This window comes from Tychonema sp. LEGE 07196, assembly GCF_963890365.1.
In the GTDB taxonomy this organism is placed as follows: Bacteria; Cyanobacteriota; Cyanobacteriia; order Cyanobacteriales; family Microcoleaceae; genus Microcoleus.
Genome location: NZ_CAWPRX010000043.1, coordinates 1 through 19,452 on the forward strand (window position 1 = coordinate 1; position 19,452 = coordinate 19,452).

Sequence of the window (19,452 nt, forward strand, 5' to 3'; positions counted from 1 at the left end):
AGTTTACTGTTGCAGTAGGAGATTCGATACTCGGTAATTTCAGTCCTGGAGATAAATTAGACTTTATTTCTTTGTTGGGTTATCCAGTAGATAATTTTAGAATCACTGGGATTGATTCATTATTTGGCCCGACAGCAGAAACAGCATTTCCAATTCAATTAGCTTTTGGGGAAAGGGAAGGAAGTTTCAAGATGCGGCAAATTTCTCGGCCAATCGATGCGGAAGCTGTACCAGAACCAGGCAGTATTTTGGCAGCTAATGGAATGCTGCTTTGGTTCGCTGCGATGCGCTATATTTTGCGGAAAAAGCGACAGGCTGGATAATTTTTACAGGGCCTAATATCCAGACCGGGGCGGGTTTTTGAGATTGTCAATTATTAGCAGGTATTGTTGGCTCACGGGCCTCTACAGGAATCACTATCGAATGAACTGAAGATTCTGCGATTGCTCTCTAGTCGCGCACTGACACAAAGCTCGCAATTACACAACTATATTTCATATGAAAAATCTTTACACTTTGCTATATGCTCTCAGCCTCATTCTCATCAACCCCTGGGGAGGCAGCCGCGGCGAAATTTGGACGCAGCCTAAAGTTTTTGTTGTTCTGCTGATTGTGCTTTCAAATTTATCATTCTTATGGGAAGAAAGGAAACTTTTAACTTTTTCCCGGCAGTGGAAAGTCTGCCTGATTTTGTGGGGAGTGTTTTTGACTGTGGGAGCAATTTCTACCCTAAACAGTCCTTTCCCCGATCGTTCTTTTTGGAAGACCAAATGGGAGACGGCTGGCTGTACTGGCTGTTAATTTCTATTTTTAGCCTCACCAATAGGCTGCTGTTAAAACTGCATCCAGAATTGTTTTGCTGTCAAATACGGGGTTTGCTGATAGGAGGTGCGGTTGTAGCTATTAGCGTTTTTCCGCAAGTTTTCAACTGGCAAATTGATTATACAGCAACGAACGGTCAGCTTGTCGCCCATGAAGTTTTGGCTAGTACGATTTTTCGAGGACAGCAGCCGTTAGCGCAGCCCTCGAAGAGGATCGCACTTTTCTCCCATCGCGGTCACGCAGCTATAGTATTGGCTCTGACAGCCGTTATTTGTGCGGTAGCTTGGAAGCGGAAATTAATTAGCGATCGCACTTCCCGTCTCGCTTTATTGCTCATTCTCCCCGCTTTGCTATTTACCAACACTCGAACAGCAGTTTTATCTTCGATCGTAGCACTATTTTACTTGCTGGGAAGGCAATATTACAAACAATTAATTCCAGCTATTTTTATTGGCTTGCTGGCTATTAGTGCCATGACTTTTACTCGACCGCTGGACTGGAATCGGGTATCTGTCGCACAAGTAATGTCCAGCCGATCGCCTTTGTGGGAGCTTGCTGTGCGGGGCATTCAAAAACAGCCTCTATTTGGCTGGGGTTTTGGCGGATTTGGCATCGCTTATCCTTTTGTCACCAATCCCAATAAGGTTCCTGAAATTGTGAATTTAGGTCAGTTTTCTTATGATTGTATTGCCCCAAACGGACAGGTTCGCACTGAAATAATACCGAGTTATAAAGCTCACAATTGGATTTTAGATACTGCTATTTCTACAGGAATTCTGGGTGCGATCGCTAGTTTTGCTTTGTGGGGATATTGCTTGCACGCTCGCGATCGTGTCGCTAAATACCGATTTATCAGCAGTGGCGATCGGCTATTTAACTTTCATTCTGCCTTGGTTTGAGTGCGCTCAATACGCGCAGGTGCTTTGGTTAGCGCTAGATGGCTCCGAATCGAGTTTTCCGAGTCCAAAACTCTCAATCCTGCAATAATAGTCGGCTTTTATCTTGCACCCACCGCTAACAAATGATATTATTATAAGTCGGCCTGCAATTAAAACCTCAGCCAAAAATTAAAAATCGTACCCGTAACAAAAACTCTTAAAAAAATTAGATTGCCAAAAAAGTCATGCTCGATACTCCACATATAGGGCTGACCCCCAAGTCCCACTCCTATCGGTAGCGTTTTGATACTTGTATCTGGCTGAGCCGGAAAACTCAGTACAAATTTTTGCCTCGTAATTTTTAGCTGAAAGGATTAGCATATAAGGGTGACAGAACATTATCATCCCCTAAACTCATTAAAAAGCGGCCGCTGGTTCAAGTTGATCTGTGGGGCGAGCTTTCAACACCTGCCTGCGGTTCGGAATCTTACCTTGGCTTACACCTTAGCAGGCGCTGACTGTATCGATGTCGCGGCAGATCCCGCCGCCGTCGCAGCAGCGAAAGAAGCCCTACAAGTTGCCAGCGAATTACAGGCAAAAACCCCCAACCGCAGGTTTGGGGGCAAAGGGTTGCCCTGGCTGATGGTGAGCTTAAACGATGGGGAAGACCCGCATTTTCGCAAGGCCGAATTCAACCCAGCCGATTGTCCGACGGACTGCTGGCGGCCTTGCGAAAAAATATGTCCGGCCTCCGCAATAGTTTTTCAGGAAGCTGTTGAGGGTTTTTCCGGGGTGATAGACCAGCAATGCTATGGCTGCGGTCGCTGTCTGCCAATTTGTCCGAGCCAATTAATCTACACTCGTTCTTACGTGTCTGCTCCCGCTGCGATCGCACCTTTAATCTTGCAATCCGGTGCGGATGCCCTAGAAATCCACACGCAAGTAGGCAGAGAAGTAGATTTTGCGCGACTTTGGTCGAGCATAGCTCCGTGGGTCGATCGACTCAAATTAATAGCAATTAGTTGCCCCGATGGAGACGGTTTGATTGACTATTTGCGGACACTGTATCAAATAATTTCCCCCCTTCCTTGTCCCCTAATTTGGCAAACCGACGGTAGGCCAATGAGCGGAGATATCGGAATAGGAACTACTAGAGCCTCCGTCAAACTCGGTCAAAAAGTTTTGGCTGCCCAGTTGCCGGGATTCGTGCAACTTGCAGGAGGCACTAACGATCGCACTGTCAGCAAACTCAGAGCCTCTGGACTGCTTTTGGATGGCGGAAAAAATTTGTCAGTTCCTCCTGTCCAATACATTGCAGGTGTAGCTTACGGCAGCTATGCCAGGGTTTTGCTGTCGCCAATTTTAGAACAATTAGACACAATGCAGAGCGATCGAGCTTATGCCGTTCCGGTGGCAGCCGCTCACAGCGCAGCCGAAGTTCCAACACATCGGTTGAATCAACTCGAAGCCGTCCCAGAACTTCTCTCGGAGGCCGTGAGTTTAGCTCGTTCTCTAGTTTCCCAGATTAAAAGTTAGTTGTTAGTTGTTAGTTGTTGGTTGTTAGTTGTTAGTTGTTAGTTGTTAGTTGTTAGTTGTTAGTTGTTAGTTGTTAGTTGTTAATTAAAAAAACTGATAACTAACAACCGTATTTTGCGATTTCGCGATCGCACTTGCGACAAGAGTAAAACCCGGTTTCTTAGTATATTTCTCCTTACCCAACTCAAAACTCGTCGAAGCCGGGTTTCTAGCCACCGATGCGTAAACAGTCAACAGTCAACAGTCAACAGTCAACAGTCAACAGTCAACAGTCAACAGACAACAGTCAACAGTCCCTTGTCCACTGAACCGAACACACCGAGGCGAATGCAGATTACAGACGACCTCAACAGATTATTAGAAATCGTGCCAGACGAGATCCGGCAGCCCCTAGAGCAGCACCCGCAGCGCAACAATCTCATTGAGGTTGTAATGGACTTGGGCCGCCGACCAGAAGCTCGTTTTCCATCCTCGGCCGAACATCTTTCCCAAACACCGATTTCCAAAGCAGACCTCAACTATTGCATCGATCGAGTCGGCAGCTTCGGCGGCGACAATCGAGCCGGTATCGAGCAAACCCTGCACCGAATTAGCGCCATTCGCAACCGCAGCGGCGAGATTATCGGCTTGACATTGAGGGTGGGCCGCGCTGTGTTCGGGACGATCGGCATTATCCGCGATTTAGTGGAAACCGGTCAGTCAATTTTGATGCTAGGTCGCCCCGGAGTAGGCAAAACCACAGCCCTGCGCGAAATCGCCCGCGTGCTCGCCGACGACTTGGAAAAACGAGTGGTAATCATCGACACCTCCAACGAAATCGCCGGAGATGGAGACATCCCGCACCCGGCGATCGGCAGAGCTCGCAGAATGCAAGTTTCCCGTCCCGAACTCCAGCACCAAGTCATGATCGAAGCAGTGGAAAACCATATGCCGCAAGTGATCGTGATTGACGAAATAGGCACGGAATTAGAAGCTTTGGCCGCTCGGACGATCGCCGAAAGGGGCGTGCAATTGGTCGGTACCGCCCACGGGAACCGGATCGAAAACTTGATGAAAAACCCGACTCTGGCAGACTTAATTGGCGGAATCCAAGCGGTAACGCTAGGAGATGACGAAGCAAGGCGGCGCGGTTCTCAAAAGACAGTTTTGGAACGCAAATCGCCGCCTACTTTTGAAATTGCGGTCGAAATGCTCGAACGCCAGCGCTGGGTAATTCACGAGCGAGTTTCAGATTCGATCGACAGCCTGCTGCGGGGACGCGAACCAAGCCAGCAAATCAGAAGCGTCAGCGACAGCGGAGAAGTAATTATCGAGCGCGAGTCAGCCTCTCCCCCCGCCCGGTTCCCAGGGATGCCAGCTTCCGGCCAAGGCCCCGCTGCGGTATCAGCAATGCGGCCAGTCACACCGATTTCTGGATGGCGGAGTGCCGGCAAAATGGTGCCGATGCCCCCTCAAGGCGAGAAATTCGCAGCAGCTAACAGCGCGCCGGTGGCTCCTGAGAGTCGGTATTTCGAGCAACTCCTCGAAGAATCCCTGTCCGTGGAACCAGTACCGCAGCAGCGGGGACGTTATTCCCAGAACGTCGGCCCTAACGGCGAAGATTTGCCCCTCCACGTTTATCCTTACGGCATAGCTCGCCACCAGCTAGAACAGGTGATTTCCACCCTGAACCTGCCGGTGCAGTTGACGAAGGATATTGAAAGTGCTGACGTGGTTTTGGCTTTGCGATCGAACGTGCGGAACCAGTCAAAATTAAGGCACTTGGCCAAAACTCGCCAAGTTCCCCTGCACACAATTAAGGCCGGCACTATTCCCCACGTAGCGAGAGCCTTGCGGCGCTTGTTGGACATGGACGACCCCGGCACCCCGGAAGTGGCAGACCTCGCCTTATTCGCCCGCAGCGGTACTTCTGACGAGCTCGAAGCTCTCGAAGAAACCCGCTTGGCTGTGGAGCAAATTGTGATTCCCAAGGGACAGCCGGTGGAACTCTTACCCCGTTCTCCCAACGTCCGCAAAATGCAGCACGAACTTGTGGAACACTATCACCTAAAATCTCACAGTTTTGGGGAAGAACCCAACCGCCGCCTGCGGATTTTTCCAGCTTAAACAGTCGGGATTTGGAACCAGCATTGTGTAGGGTGCGCGGGCCGCACCTTACGGTTTGAAGGCGGAAGGTAGAAAGCAAACGGCCGAATTTTTTTCGTGCTGCTGTCTGTTTTCTACCTGCTGTTTTCGATCTCGCAATCTGCTAAATTAACGATGGTTTTTGTGGGTGAGTTCACCGCCCCAACTCGAATCTTGCGGTCGATCGACCTGACACGATCTTATTTCCGTTCGGATTGTGGCGGTAAGTGCGATCGGCTCAAATCCCAATTCGCAACTCCCCATTCCCCATTCCCCATTCCCAATTCCCAATTCCCCATCATAACAGATTCTACCTAAACAAATTTACCGAGTTGATATGAACGATGCACAAATTCAGCTATTTATTCAATTAATTGCGGCTCGCACCGGTTTACAAATTCGCCCGCAAGATCGATCGGCTTTGACTCAAAAACTTTTGACTCGGATGAAAGCTGTAAAAATAGGCTTTCCCGATAATTATTATCAAATGTTAGCTGCTGCGAGTCGGGAAAGTCAAAACGAATGGGACAAACTCGCCCTGTTGCTGACAACCAACGAAAGTTATTTCATGCGAGACAAAGGACAATTGTCGCTCCTAGAAAAAGTCATTTTCCCGGAATTGATCGATCGCCAATTAAAACTACACGATCAATTGGGGATTAAGCCAACCCTGCGAATCTGGAGTGCAGGCTGTTCTACCGGTGAAGAACCTTATTCTTTAGTTTTTATTTTAAAAAAGCTAATTTCAGATTTGGAAAAATGGAATATTTTAGTTTTAGGTACTGATATCAATCAAGAAGTAATAGAAAAAGCGCAGCGGGGAATTTACAGCCCTTGGTCGTTTCGCTTAGTCGATCCAAATTTGCAAGCGCGCTATTTCGATAGGCGAAAAACCGAGTGGGTAATAGATAGAACATTGCGCCAATTTGTGAGCTTTAGCAATCTCAATTTAGTCACAGATGATTTTCCTAATATTTACACAGATATTAATAACATGGATTTGATACTATGCAGAAATGTTTTTGTTTATTTTGAAGATAAATATATTTCCCAGGTATTGAAAAAATTTGCCAAGACGCTGAGACCTGGAGGATATTTAATGACCGGTCACGCGGAAGTTTACAATCACGTGATGAAGGAGTTTCAACCAAAAATTTTCCCGGAGTCGGTTGTTTATCAAGCCAAGAATGTCCTAGGGGATGAACCAGGTAAAATAGAGTCTTTGATTACACCAGCGTCCCAGGTAAAATCAGCCTCTGGGGAATCGGGAAAGGGAGCGAAAGTTGGTAGCGACAGCCGTCAGTTGCTACCAGCAAAAACGGTGCCAGCTAGTTTTGCTAACGGCAATTTTACAGATATCGGGTCGCTGTCAACAGCAGATACTCCGTTGCAAAAAATACTGCCAAGTCGCTATGTGGAGGAACATTGTGCGGGCAAGGATGGGGCATTATTAAACTATAATTTAACCCAAAAAACGCCACAACAAACTTATTTAATGCTAATCAAAGAAGCTAAGCAATGCTTTAGAAATAAAGATTATACTGAGGCGATTGACCGGGCAAAAAAGGCGTTATCTCTACAATGTCAGACCTTTGATGCTGATTATTTATTGGCGCAAATTTATGCAAATTTAGGTAATTATTCTCAGGCGATCGAACACTGCAAGCAAGCTAGCAAAGTAGATTCTATGTCAGTATTTCCTTATTGTTTACAAGCGCACATTGCTGAAGAACAGGGCGATTTGGAAACAGCTAAAATTATCTTGAGAAAAATCATTTATCTGTGCCCATCTTTTGTTTCAGCTTATCTCGAACTCGGAAATATATACATTCAAGAAGGTAAGCTAAATATGGCTATTAAAATGTACAACTCATCCTGCGAAATTCTCAAAAAACTACCGCCGAATACTCCGATAGAGCAGCAGGGAAAAATGACAGCGAGTCAAGTATTGATGGATGTTCAAAAAAAATTGGTAAAATTGTACAGCTAACAAAACTGACGGGCAGGGAGAATTTACAAACTAATTTTTTTGGTAAGTACCTCGCTACCCATTGGTGTAAACTTAAGTCGGAAATCTTTGCTCTCTCTGGTGTGTATCCAAGCCTCGATGGGAGCATCTGGGGGTTTGAAAAAAGCATTTTTTCTCGCTCGTACACTTCAATATTTCTTGAGGTGCGTTATTAAATGCAAAACACAGATGTTCTGCCTCGATCGCTCTAGCATACTAGCCCTGATTTTTCCCAAGTCCCAGTCAATAAAGTGTCACAATCAATATGGAAACTAAGCCGTATCTTATATTTAAACAGAACGGTTTGCTCTGGGGTGTAGAAGTCGCCTGCGTTCGGGAAATTTTCTTTCTACCGGAGCTCACACCTATCGCCGAAGCGCCTCCAGATATTGTTGGGGCGATCGATCTCAGGGGCTCTATTCTGCCGGTGATGGATCTAAATCTTCGTTTTGGGTATCTGTGGCACGAGTATTGTTTGACAGATAGTGCGATCGTTATAGAATGGCAAGAAGTTCGAGTTGCCATCATTGTTAATGAAGTTACCGAAGTTAAGCAGATCCCGGAAGATGCAATAACTCCGCAGCTATCTTACGGGCGAGACAACTCAGAGGCGTCGCATCATTTTGTAGCTGGATTTGCTCGCTGCGGGGCCGATATGATCGTGCTGCTCAATCTCGATCGCCTAATTCGATATTCTCCCGACAAAACAGAGGCAGAAATTCCCTTTTATGCAAGCATTGCAGGCTCTGGGGCGTTAGCTGGCAAGGTAGAGAGCCAAAATTTGCAGTTAGAAATAGATCCAAAATTATTAGCGGAAAATGCTAAATTTTTGAGCCAGCCTCGCGTTTTTTGTCCGAATGCTCTGCCGGAAGAAAAGGCAATTTTTCGAGAGCGAGCTGATAATTTGAGGCTCTTGGGCGATCGCAAAAATTCTGAAGCAATTAATCTGTCGCTGGCGGTGGTTCTCTTAAACGACGAATATTTTGGTATTAATCTAGAGGTAGTGCGTGAATTTACTGACATTCGCCAAGTAACTCCGGTTCCTTGCACTCCCGATCGCATTATTGGAAATATGAATTTGCGGGGCGAGATTCTGACGCTAGTGGATATTCGGAATGTTTTAAATATGTCGGCGGATACAAAATCTCTATCTAAGGCGATCGTTGTTGAAATTGAAGATTTGGTTGCAGGCATAGTTGTTGATGAAATCTTAAATATTATATATTTGAATGTAGCAGAGCTTGGGCATCTTCCTGCTGCAATAACTTCGGAAAACCGCGAATATCTGCTCGGTACTACTATTTACAAAGAAAAAATTATCGCTGTTCTCAACTTACATAAACTCCTGAAACAAGGGGGGATTGTTGTTGACGAGGAGGTTTGAAAAAAAAATTATCAGCTATCGGAATTGCGCCGATACCAAGGAACTCCGCGCCACCGGAAATTCAAGAAAAAATATCGCCTTTCTCAGCAAAAGCGCCCTACACTAGGATTTTTCGTAACTGGTAATTTAGGAATTATATATAGGTTGCCATAGAGCTAATTTTTTCACCCAAATACTCCCCAAAAAGCCTCAATCTCGGTTAAAAACCCGGTTGATTGACCTTTGGGTGTAAGCCATGTAATTACTCGCCCTCATATCTCACAAAAATTAAGAACCGCTATAGCAATAAAACGGAATTTGCTATGATATTATTTGTTAGTGTCACTGCACGGCATCGCTCCCAGAAGTGGTCGGCTGATTTCTGTTGTTAAGGCGGTATTCCTAACGACGATGGCAGCGTCACAATATTACCAAAAGAAATCCTATCTTAAATTCAGTAAAAAAGATGTTTGCTAAAATTAACAATTTAAACATTAGAAACAAGATGCTGCTCGGATATCTAGTGCCAGCAACTATATACTTAGGGTTTCCCATAATAGTTATCGCTACTACCAATCAGGTATTTAACACTTTCCAAGAAACAGAAAGAGTAGAGCAAGTAATCGGAGAAACAAGTAAAATATCCGCAGGCGCAGAGCAAATGGTACGGGGGATGCGCGGGTATATAATCAATAAAAATCAGCAGTTTTTAAAGGATTTTCAAGTAGGTGCACAATTAGCTCGCCAGTCTGCAAATAATGTAGAGCAGATCGTTAAAGATCCCTCACAGAAAAACCGTTTGCATAGGATGCAAGAGCTAGTAAACGAATATTATGATGGTTCTAACGAAATTGTTCGCTTATTGCAGCAAAATCAAAAAGAGAAAGCCATCGCTCTATTTAATACAGGCAAGTACACAAATTTTGTTAATGAATTTGTGGAAGTGAACCAGTTATTTCGGGAAGCCGAATTAAATATAATTAAGGAAAAAACGCAAATAACAAAGGAAGCTTTACACTTTTTGATATCGACGCTGCTGGTTGCTTCGGTGCTTTTAATGCTGTTTGGCGCGGGCATAGCTTGGCTGATTTCGTCAGGAATTGTCGGAACTATCGATCGCGCAATTAGTTCGATCGCCACTTCTTCCACTGAGATTGCAGCAACAGTTGAAGAACAGGAACGCATGGCAAGCCAGCAAGCAGCTTCAGTCAATCAAACTACTACGACAATGGACGAATTGGGCGCATCTTCTCGCGCGACTTCACAGCAGATAGAAACTGCGGCATCTCAAGCAATACAAGCTTTAAGTTTAGCTGGAACAGGTACAAAAGCTGTCGAACAAACTTTAGAAGCAATGGCAACCCTGAAAACAAAAGTTCAGGATATGCAAGGGCAAATTATGCAGTTGAGCGAGCAAACCGATCGCATTGGCAATATCTCAACAGTCGTTAGCGATTTGGCAAATCAGACTAATATGTTAGCGCTTAATGCTGCCGTGGAGGCAGTGCGGGCGGGCGAACACGGCAAGGGATTTGGCGTTGTCGCGTCAGAAATTCGCAAACTTGCCGATCGCAGTAAAAAATCTGCTACGCAAATTAATCTCTTAGTTGCTGATATTCAAAAAGCGATTAACTCAACAGTAATGGTGACAGATGAAGGAACTAAAACTGTAGAATTTGGTGTAAACATTGCCTCAGAAACTGCAGCAGCCTTTGCTGGAGTGGCTGATGCAATTAACAATGTGGTTTTGACCTCTCAGCAAATTTCGCTGAACGCCAAACAGCAAGCAATCGCGATCGAGCAAGTGGTGGAAGCTATGAACTCACTCAACCAAGCAGCGGCACAAACGGCTTCCGGTATCACTCAAACTAAAGTCGGTACTCAAAAATTGAATGAAGCTGCTTTAGATCTAAAAGCAGTTGTTTAAGAATAGCAATTAGTTCTGATAGCTTCACAAAAAAATGCAACGAAAAGCCCCTTTTCCCCTTGATGACAGTACAAGTCAGCTTGGCAATATCTCGACTTTAGCAAGTTTGGTTAGCGATTTAGCCAGCCATAGGAATATCCTGGCTCTCAACGCCGCCGTGAAAGCAGTCAGAGCCGGTAAGTACGATAAAGGTTTGGCGTTGGTAGCAAGGGAAATTCGCAAGTTAGCAGATGAAAGCCAAGAAGCGGCACAAAAGATTAATGGTACTATTCCAGAGATTAAACGTGCGATCTACTCGACTGTGAAAGCAACAGAAGAGGGAGCCAAAACGGCAGCAATATCAATTCCGGTTGCATTCATACCTGATGTTAACAGTCAACAGCCAACAGTCAACAGTCAACAGTCAACAGTCAACAGTCAACAGTCAACAGTCAACAGTCAACAGTCAACGCCTGAATTTACTATTCCGATGAAGAGAGGATTTGATATAACAGGCGTGAAAACAGCACGAGATATGGCAGAAGCTTTTACGGGGCTTCGGGAAGCTTGCAATCTGGTGTTTACTAGCAATCAACAAATTTATTTTAATATTAAACAGCAGGCGATCGCTATTCAGCAAGTAGGTGATGCCATGAATTCTCTCAACCAAGCCGCTTTTCAAACAGTCAGCGGCATTACTCAAGCCAAAATCGGCACTCAAAAACCTAACGAAGCTGCATTAAATTTCAAGTCTGTGATGTCAGAAGTATGTTCGGAAGGGGTATACGGGATTTAACGGATTTAATAGATGGATGTTGAAGGAAGAGCGAAGTGGGGGAAGGAGGGGTGTACGGGATTTAATGGATTTAATGGATTTAATGAAAAATTGGGCGCATTTCAGTTGTGCATTTACAGTGCGAGCCTCCCCGCTCGCGATTTGTACAATACGCGAGATATTAAGCTCGTACTACGATCAAAAAAATGCTTTTTGCAAAACTGAGATGATCCTAAAGAATTAACGATTACCAATTATCCAAAGATATATATGATAGAAGATCGAGAACTACGAGATGTATTTAAAATTGCTAGTCAAGAACACTTGCAGAAACTAGACGATGGATTTCTGTACTTGGAACAACACCCAAGAGACTTAGCTAAGTTAGAAGAATTGCTGCGAGAAACCCATTCTCTTAAAGGTGATGCTGGGATGTTGGGCGTAAAAAATGTAGCATCTTTAGCTCATCAAATAGAGCATATTTTGGGAGGTGTCAAGCGGGGAGAAACTCCACTAAATCCAGAGCTTAGCGATCGACTTTTCCAAGGTTTAGAGGCGCTTCGCAAACTCGTTAACGAAGCCGTCACGGGTCAAGATTCCGGTGTCAATACATTTTACGTGCTCGCTAGCATGATGGGTGCTTCTAGCAATCCCCAGCCCGCCGCCCCGACAGCAGAACCATCATCTTCACAAGTACCAGAACAAGCATTAGTAAAAACGCAATTTACTAATTCGGAAAATACGCCACCAGAAACAAACAATGAAACTTCTTTAGCCACTAATTTAGATCGTAATTTCTCTTTTTTGACGGTACAATCCGAGCGAGAATTGCTGTCGAAATCTCAAAAATTGCCTGCCGCTTCTGGCCCCGCTGCTACATCGGCTTCCGAACCGACTGTTAACAATGGTTCTTCTAGTTCGTCTTACCGCATCGAAACAATTCGCGTTGCTACGAAAAATTTAGACGATTTAATGACTCAAGCAGGGGAACTAACTGTTACCAAAACTCGGTTAGTACACCGACTTGCTGAACTCGAAAAAATTACAACTTTGTGGGAAGATTGGAGCCGAGAATCTTTTATAAATCGGTTGGCTCATAATCAAATAGAAACTGAGAAAACCGGGTCTGAACCAAACGAGATCTTCATGCAGTTTCAGAAATATTACCAGCGGACTGAAGAACATTTAGAACATCTGGGAACTTTAGTAAATCGCTTGAACAATCTAGTTGATGAAGATACGGCTAGACTCGAATTAATTGCGGAGGAATTAAGCTCAGGAATTCGCACTCTTAGATTGCTGCCTTTGTCTACTGTTTTTAATATATTTCCCCGATCGGTTAGAGACTTGGCGAAGCAGGAAGAAAAAGAAGTTGCATTAGTCATTGAAGGTGGGGAAACTTTAGCTGATAAACGCATTTTAGAAGAAATGAAAGACCCTTTGATGCACCTAATTCGTAATGCGATCGACCACGGCATCGAGACTACCGCCGAACGCGAAAGGCTCGGCAAACCTCCCGTGGCTACTCTCAGAATTAAAGGCTATCAGACTGCTAGCAATATTATCATTGAAGTTGCTGATGATGGCCAGGGGCTGAATCTCGATCGCATTAAACAAACTGCTGTCAAACGCAACGTCTGCACGCCGGAAGCACTCGCCGTCATGACAGAAAGCCAAATTCAATTGTTGATTTTTGCTCCGGGTTTTTCCACAAGAACATTTGTTACTGAAGTCTCTGGCCGGGGGGTTGGTTTAGATGTAGTTCGGACTAATATTGAATCACTAAAAGGCAGCATTCAAGTTGAATCTGTACCAGGAAAAGGATGTATTTTTCGGTTAAAGATCGGCACATCTATAGCTACTGCTAATGTATTAATTATAGCTGTTGAAGGTATTGCCTATGCGCTGCCAATTGAGTTTGTCGATAGGGGAATAATTGTGGCTAGTTCTGATATTTTTTCTTTAGAAGGGAAAGCAACTATACTTGTCGATGGTCAGCCGCTATCAGTTGCGTATTTGGCAGATTTATTAGAATTAAATAAGGGAGAATGGCTGCCTCAAAATCAGGAGTGGAGAGAGGAAAATTGGAAAGAACTCAACAGGAAAATAGAGGGAGAATCCCTGAATTCAAATTCTCAAAAAATGTCTTGTATTGTCCTGAAAGTTGGGGAGGAAAGATTGGGATTATTTATAGATACTTTGATTGACGCACAGGATGTGGTGATTAAACCTCAAAGTCAATTGCTGAAACGGGTGCGAAATGTTTCAGGTGCAACGATTCTCGGAACGGGGGAAGTTTGTATGATACTCAATCCCCACGATTTGATAAAGTCTGTACGCAAACAAGTTTCGTCGCGTGAGGTTTCTGGCGGGCGATCGCCCGTTGAGACGGTCAGCCAAAAACAAGTTATACTTTTAGCAGAAGATTCGATCGCTACCCGCACTCAAGAAAAGCGCATCCTCGAAGGTGCAGGTTATGAAGTGGTGACAGCCGTAGACGGAATGGATGCTTTCAATAAATTAAAAACTCGCTACTTTGATGCTCTGATTTCTGACATACAAATGCCAAATTTGGATGGATTAGCACTTACTGTTAAAATTCGCGAGCAAAAAGAATACAATGAGTTGCCGATTATTTTGGTAACATCTTTGGCATCGGATGAAGATCGAAAAAGAGGGGCTGATGCCGGGGCTAATGCTTATATTCCTAAAGGTACGTTCAATCAAGATGTATTGATTGAAACACTCAAAAGGTTAGTGTAATGGTGGAAGGGGAAGGGGAAGGGGAAGGGGAAGGAAGAGGGGGAGAGTGGGAGAGTGGGAGAGTGGGAGAGACGGCTACCAATTCCCAATCCCTCCGCTTCGCGCTCGCCCAATTCCCAATTATCCATCCCTCCGCTTCGCTCCGCCCAATTCCCAATCCCTCCGCTTCGCGCTCGCCCAATTCCCAATTATCCATTCTCAATTACTTAAAAAATTCATGTCTTCGGTCATAAAAGTATTGTTGGTAGAAGATTCCCCAGTGGCTACGATCGTCCTCAAGCGCATTTTGGATGCTTCGCCAGAAATCCAAGTTGTAGGAACCGCTTGCAACGGGTTAGAAGCACTAGAATTAATTCCGAAACTTCAGCCGGACGTTATCTGTACGGATTTTAATATGGCAAAAATGAACGGGTTAGAATTCACGCAGGAAGTGATGAAAAAATACCCGCGACCGATTTTAATAATTAGTGCTTCTGTACAAGCCAGCGATACTCAAAATGTATTTGAACTTATGAAAGCAGGTGCATTAGATGTTTTCCCCAAACCGATTGGCGGGTTGGCATCAGATTACGCTCGTCTCGCGAATGAATTAATTGCTAAAGTTAAAGTTTTGTCGGGAGTTAAAGTATTTACGCGGCATCAAAGGCTGGGAGGAATCGAAACAAGCGATCGCCCCAGCCCGAAAATTAATCAATTATCAGTGAACAATTACCAATTATCCAGGGAAAATCTTAAGCCTCAAACTATTAAATTATTGGCTGTAGGCGCGTCTACAGGCGGGCCGCAAGCGCTGCAGTCGATTATTTCGCAGTTTCCAGCTAATTTGCCAGTGCCGGTAATTTGCATCCAGCATATCAGTGAAGGATTTTTGCAGGGATTGGTTAACTGGTTGGGTTGTGAATCTAAACTGCCGGTGAGAATAGCTGGTTTGCGGGAATTACCGCAAGCTGGGATTATTTATTTTCCGCCTGAAAAGCGTCATTTAGAATTGGATTCTCAAGGGCGATTTATTTATTCCGAAGGTGCTGGTGAAGGAGGACACTGCCCCTCTGTAACGGTAACTTTTAAGTCAGTTGCTAATTTTTATGGTAGTGGGGCTGCTGGTGTTTTGCTAACAGGAATGGGTAGAGACGGTGCTGAGGGTATGCTGGCGATCGCGCGAGTAGGAGGCTTGACAATTGCTCAAGATCGAGACAGTTGCGTGGTTTTTGGAATGCCGAAAGAGGCGATCGCCCTTGGTGCAGCTCAGCACGTTTTACCCATCAGCGCGATCGCTCCCCTGCTGTTGGCTAAGTTAAAAGTTTAGCACTTAGGGAAAATATATAACCTTTCAAGCGAAAGGTGAGGTACTATCCGGGATAGGGCATAGGGCATAGGGCATAGGACATAGGGCATAGGGCCTACCTCACTTTTGTGAGAACCGCTATATAGCCTTTTTCAAGCGTGGTGAGGAGTTGACATTTTAGATTGAGGGATTGGGAGATTGAGGGATTGAGCGATCGATCTGTCAATACCTCCTATGAGAGATCTAACTGCTATAGAAGGAGACGGCTGTTGAAACCGCGCCCATCTTCTTTTATGATTTGAGAGTGATAAACTTACCAATAACTTCGCGCAACTTTTCAGCATCAAAGGGCTTAGTTAAATACTCGGTTGCTCCCGCCAAACGGCCCTGCACCTTATCAAAGGCTCCATCTCTGGCTGTCAGCATCACGATCGGCAAATTTTGAAATTGAGGTAAGCTTCGTACCGTGCGACAGAGTTCCAATCCGTCAATACCAGGCATCGAAACATCGAGCAACAAAACAGAAATTTGTTCGTGATAAATCGTTGATAAAGCATCGACTGCATTGTCTGTCACGAGAACTCGAAACTCTTTGCTTAAGGCTTGTTTGACCAGTCCTTGCATTACGACGCTATCATCAACTGCCAAAATAGTTGGTATTTGAATGCTAGTTGCAGACATATTCTTCTCCAAGTTTATTTATAATTATTGAAAAGAGAAAACATAATTCTCGCCATGTCGAAGGGCTCGAAAACAAAGATGGCTAGAAAAGTCGATCGCCTATTACAACACTTGCAAAATCTCCATCTCAATGCTAAAACCCTCGACGGTCGAGTTTGACCAACTATCGTTACAAACTTTAACATTTTGGCAATCTTTTGTACTTAATTCTCTCACTGTAATTGAGCAGTCTGTGGCACAGACTCGTAAACCGCACTGGTATTGTGGCACAAATTGATTATTTTAATCTACCAGCAAGCCTCCTACGCACGATTAGACAAGTCCCTTAAAATACACTTAAAGTTATAGAACTTGCTCCAAAAAATCCGGTTTCTTGGAAAATCGTTGCTCATCCCAGAGATGCTTGAGGAAAAAAACCCGGGTTTTGTGCCTCGCCTGCCTCTAGGACTGACTTATTCAAAAATTCTCTGTAAACTGCTATCCGCGATGTATGGGTGAAGCGTGTTTTTTCCCTGGAGAGGCTCTTAGATTCACCCAGCCGGAGTATTAAAAAGCACAGTCAAGTCGAAATATAATTTGTATCGTATTTAGATCTGCGGTGTCCTAATTCCATAACTCAAAAGTTTCCATTTCAGTCAAGGGGTTGCTCTGAGTTGGGCGCAAGCAGGCTGCACGCGACTTGTGCCCACAGTCTCCCGACCCACAATACAGAGCTTGTTTTGCAAGGGCCGGTATTGAAAAAAACGGTTGCTAGCAACTAGATGGGCTGTGAAAGATATCGTGGATTTGCTGCGCTTGTATCAAAAGCACTATCTGCAGCCGGGGGAGGAAATTCTCAACAAAAGCGAAGAAATCGATCTCGATCTCGTGGTGCTGGATTTGCTGAAAATTCTGTATTTGATGGAGATGGAGGCCGAACGCATCCGCAAAATTGTCCTTTCTCTGCGGAACTTCGCGCGGCTGGACGAATCGGAGTTGAAGCCGGTGGACATTCACGAAGGGGTTGACAGCACGCTGCTGACGGGAGCAGGGCGGCTTGAAGTCCAACGGGCTGATACCGGGAATTGAGGTAATTAAAGACTGGGGCGACTTGCCGAAGGTAGAGTGCTATCCCGGAGCTCTCAACCAAGTATTTATGAATATTTTGGGGAATGCGATCGACTCTTGGGAAAATCTGCCCGCGCCCAAGACGATCGCCATCTCGACGGCGCTGGTGGCCAGAGAGTGGGAGGATGCTGAGTTTGGAAAGTCGATCCTCTTCGTTGGCGCAGCCCCCGTAGGGGCGGGCTCCGCTAACGGCAAATTTGTGGTGATTCGGATTCGCGACAGCCGGCAGAGATTGACCCAAAAAGCTAAATCCCGCTTGTTTGACCCTTTGTTTACCACTAACACCGGTGGGGCAGGGTACGGGACTCGGCTTGTCTATCAGCTACCAGATTGTGGTGGAACAACAGGGTGGCAGTTGGAAGTGTATCTCGGAACCCTTACAGGGAGCCAATTTCTGGATTTAAATCCCGCTGTATCGCCCCGCACCGGTCAAACAAAAAACTGGCGGGCGATCGGTTTCAAAAATATTTTTGAGATTTTACTGTCAAAATGCTTGACAGATTTAGGTGTTTGAATGCTAATATGATGAAGGTTAAGACGTTGGGGCGTCGCCAAGTGGTAAGGCAGCTGGTTTTGGTCCAGCCATTCAGAGGTTCGAATCCTTTCGCCCCAGTTAAATTGTTTGCACAATGGTTGATTCAGAACGACTAAAGTCCTCACTAGGAACCAATTAATTAGGTTTGTAGTGAGGACTTCAGTGTTTCTGAATCAAAAAACTCAAGTCCTGACTGCAAACCAATTTTATTGTGGTTGTTCGATCGCCCCACATCCGATCACTGCGAACTTTTGATCTCGCGAGTGTTGAGCCGATCGAACACGTATCGCGAAATGGCCGGAAATGCTGTTTCGTCTCTGGAATAAGCCGGATCGTCAGCAAAAACAGCTAAAATATAAATCGCGCGATCGTCCAAAGTCCTGACAAATGCCACTTCGCTGCGGGATTTGGAAGTATAGCCAACCTTGGAACCAAAATAAATCTTAGTTGGTAAAGACTCGCCCAGAAATCCTTTGATCGAGTTGGTAGGGTCATTTTTCCATGCCTTGGGGTCTAAATCTCTCGTCAGCAAGTAAGCCATTTTGCGGCTGGCGATGCTGGAAACAGCTTGCCTAGTATAGATTTCATATATTAATCTGGCGGCTTGATCGCTAGTTACTTGATTGCGAATTGGCTGCGAAGCATCGCCCCGCAATTGCAAGTCACGACCGATAGGGCCTTCTTGATGCAAATAGTGTATGGGATAATTTTTGGTGCTTATACGAATATCATTGTAGCCGGCTGACTGGAAAAATGAATTAATTTGCGTGCGTTTTTGCAGCCATGTTTGCAACTCTTCTCCGGCGAGCCTGACTCCTGATTTTGTATCAGTGATTTTGTCTAAAATCCTGCTGGCTGCATCGTTGTTGGAGAAGCCAATCATTTGTTCTAGGTCATTTTTAAAGGCTGATTCTTTTTGCGTAATTATGCCTTTTTCGGTGGCTGAGTAAAAGGCTGCCATCCAAAATAACTTGGCAACGCTAGCGGGAAATCTGAGACTTTGATTTTGATATCCGGCAATGCTGTGGGTTTGGGGATTGCTGACATCAATTAAAGTAATTGATAGCTTGTCTGCAGGCAGTCCTTTGCTAGTCGCAATCTTCACAGACTCATCAACAATCCCTTGCAATTCTTGAGAGTAAGTTAAATTAGGAGGTGTTTTGATGTTGTAGCTGAAGGTAGGCTCGCTTTGACGATCGACTAAACTTTCCGGTGTTTGAATTATCGGCGGCGAGAGGGGTTCTTGAGTCAAAATGACTGGCGGTTCTGGGGGACGGCGAATTCTGAAGGGTATTGTGACAATCCAAAAAAGCGCGATCGCCCCAGCAACTAAGCACAGGATGTTACCGTATTTTAATCGAGAAAATTTCGTCCTGACTCGGCGACGAGATTGGACGGGAGGCTGGCTGCTTTGTCTGCGCCTGACTGGACGCTGGCTGCTTTGGGGTGGGGATTGGGTTAAACTTCTGGCATCCATCTTCTCTCGATAAAGAGACCGCAGATATAAGGCAGAGGAACGCAGATAAACGTAGATAATTTTAAGAATTGATACCGACTTTTGCCAGAAATCTATGGGGCGCCCGGATGCAACTGGACGGCTGCTACTTTGTCGGGAGGGGACTCGACGGCTGCTTTGTCGGGGCTGGATGGGGCGTTGGGGCCCGATGGG

Annotated in this window: 15 protein-coding genes, 1 tRNA gene and 1 pseudogene; 14 read left to right on the forward strand and 3 right to left on the reverse strand. The window is 45.2% G+C overall.

What is annotated here, in order from left to right; genetic code table 11:
• The 10 genes and pseudogenes from AACV78_RS05745 to AACV78_RS05790 all read left to right on the forward strand — a co-directional run.
• Positions 1–323: pseudogene (locus AACV78_RS05745) on the forward strand (PEP-CTERM sorting domain-containing protein); the annotation flags it as partial.
• Between the two features lie 175 nt (positions 324–498).
• Positions 499–801, forward strand: a complete 303-nt coding sequence (locus AACV78_RS05750) for a hypothetical protein (RefSeq protein WP_228042618.1) — start codon at positions 499–501, stop codon at positions 799–801.
• Positions 771–1,721 carry an O-antigen ligase family protein gene (locus AACV78_RS05755; RefSeq protein WP_228042619.1) on the forward strand — a complete coding sequence of 317 codons (951 nt, stop codon included), beginning with the start codon at positions 771–773 and terminating at the stop codon, positions 1,719–1,721. Before AACV78_RS05750 ends, AACV78_RS05755 begins: the two co-directional genes overlap by 31 nt.
• A gap of 366 nt (positions 1,722–2,087) precedes the next feature.
• Positions 2,088–3,236: a circadian clock protein LdpA gene (gene ldpA, locus AACV78_RS05760; protein ID WP_194012410.1), complete on the forward strand. Its 1,149-nt coding sequence runs from the start codon at positions 2,088–2,090 to the stop codon at positions 3,234–3,236.
• A gap of 327 nt (positions 3,237–3,563) precedes the next feature.
• Entirely contained in the window at positions 3,564–5,342 is a 1,779-nt protein-coding gene (locus AACV78_RS05765; RefSeq protein WP_194012409.1) for a R3H domain-containing nucleic acid-binding protein, read from the forward strand.
• Between the two features lie 355 nt (positions 5,343–5,697).
• Entirely contained in the window at positions 5,698–7,350 is a 1,653-nt protein-coding gene (locus tag AACV78_RS05770; protein WP_194012408.1) for a CheR family methyltransferase, read from the forward strand.
• Between the two features lie 283 nt (positions 7,351–7,633).
• Positions 7,634–8,752 carry a chemotaxis protein CheW gene (locus AACV78_RS05775; protein WP_194012407.1) on the forward strand — a complete coding sequence of 373 codons (1,119 nt, stop codon included), beginning with the start codon at positions 7,634–7,636 and terminating at the stop codon, positions 8,750–8,752.
• A gap of 445 nt (positions 8,753–9,197) precedes the next feature.
• On the forward strand, positions 9,198–10,658 hold the full coding sequence (locus tag AACV78_RS05780) for a methyl-accepting chemotaxis protein (RefSeq protein ID WP_194012406.1): 1,461 nt from the start codon (positions 9,198–9,200) through the stop codon (positions 10,656–10,658).
• A 34-nt stretch (positions 10,659–10,692) separates the two neighbouring features.
• The gene (locus tag AACV78_RS05785; protein ID WP_194012405.1) at positions 10,693–11,433 is read left to right on the forward strand and encodes a methyl-accepting chemotaxis protein; all 741 of its coding nucleotides are present in this window, start codon (positions 10,693–10,695) and stop codon (positions 11,431–11,433) included.
• Positions 11,434–11,682: 249 nt separating this feature from the next.
• Positions 11,683–14,175 carry a hybrid sensor histidine kinase/response regulator gene (locus tag AACV78_RS05790; RefSeq protein ID WP_194012404.1) on the forward strand — a complete coding sequence of 831 codons (2,493 nt, stop codon included), beginning with the start codon at positions 11,683–11,685 and terminating at the stop codon, positions 14,173–14,175.
• Here the strand turns inward: AACV78_RS05790 and AACV78_RS05795 are convergent.
• On the reverse strand, positions 14,159–14,371 hold the full coding sequence (locus AACV78_RS05795) for a hypothetical protein (RefSeq protein ID WP_194074391.1): 213 nt from the start codon (positions 14,369–14,371) through the stop codon (positions 14,159–14,161). The two genes, AACV78_RS05790 and AACV78_RS05795, sit on opposite strands and share 17 nt — an antisense overlap.
• A gap of 21 nt (positions 14,372–14,392) precedes the next feature.
• On the opposite strand from AACV78_RS05795, the gene cheB reads away from it, so the two are divergent.
• Positions 14,393–15,481: a chemotaxis-specific protein-glutamate methyltransferase CheB gene (gene cheB, locus AACV78_RS05800; RefSeq protein ID WP_194013021.1), complete on the forward strand. Its 1,089-nt coding sequence runs from the start codon at positions 14,393–14,395 to the stop codon at positions 15,479–15,481.
• Between the two features lie 270 nt (positions 15,482–15,751).
• On the opposite strand, the gene AACV78_RS05805 is transcribed toward cheB, so the two are convergent.
• Positions 15,752–16,141: a response regulator gene (locus AACV78_RS05805; RefSeq protein ID WP_194013022.1), complete on the reverse strand. Its 390-nt coding sequence runs from the start codon at positions 16,139–16,141 to the stop codon at positions 15,752–15,754.
• A 747-nt stretch (positions 16,142–16,888) separates the two neighbouring features.
• On the opposite strand from AACV78_RS05805, the gene AACV78_RS05810 reads away from it, so the two are divergent.
• From AACV78_RS05810 to AACV78_RS05820, 3 genes are all read left to right on the forward strand, one after another.
• Positions 16,889–17,209 carry a hypothetical protein gene (locus AACV78_RS05810; RefSeq protein ID WP_194013023.1) on the forward strand — a complete coding sequence of 107 codons (321 nt, stop codon included), beginning with the start codon at positions 16,889–16,891 and terminating at the stop codon, positions 17,207–17,209.
• Positions 17,178–17,762, forward strand: a complete 585-nt coding sequence (locus AACV78_RS05815; protein ID WP_194013024.1) for a HAMP domain-containing histidine kinase — start codon at positions 17,178–17,180, stop codon at positions 17,760–17,762. The genes AACV78_RS05810 and AACV78_RS05815 overlap by 32 nt, the downstream gene beginning before the upstream one ends.
• Before the next feature lie 27 nt (positions 17,763–17,789).
• A tRNA-Gln gene (locus AACV78_RS05820) sits at positions 17,790–17,861 on the forward strand.
• Positions 17,862–18,021: 160 nt separating this feature from the next.
• Here AACV78_RS05820 and AACV78_RS05825 read toward each other — a convergent pair.
• Positions 18,022–19,452, reverse strand: a 1,431-nt coding sequence (locus AACV78_RS05825; protein WP_339383485.1) for a serine hydrolase, incomplete at its 5' end; no start/stop codon positions are given.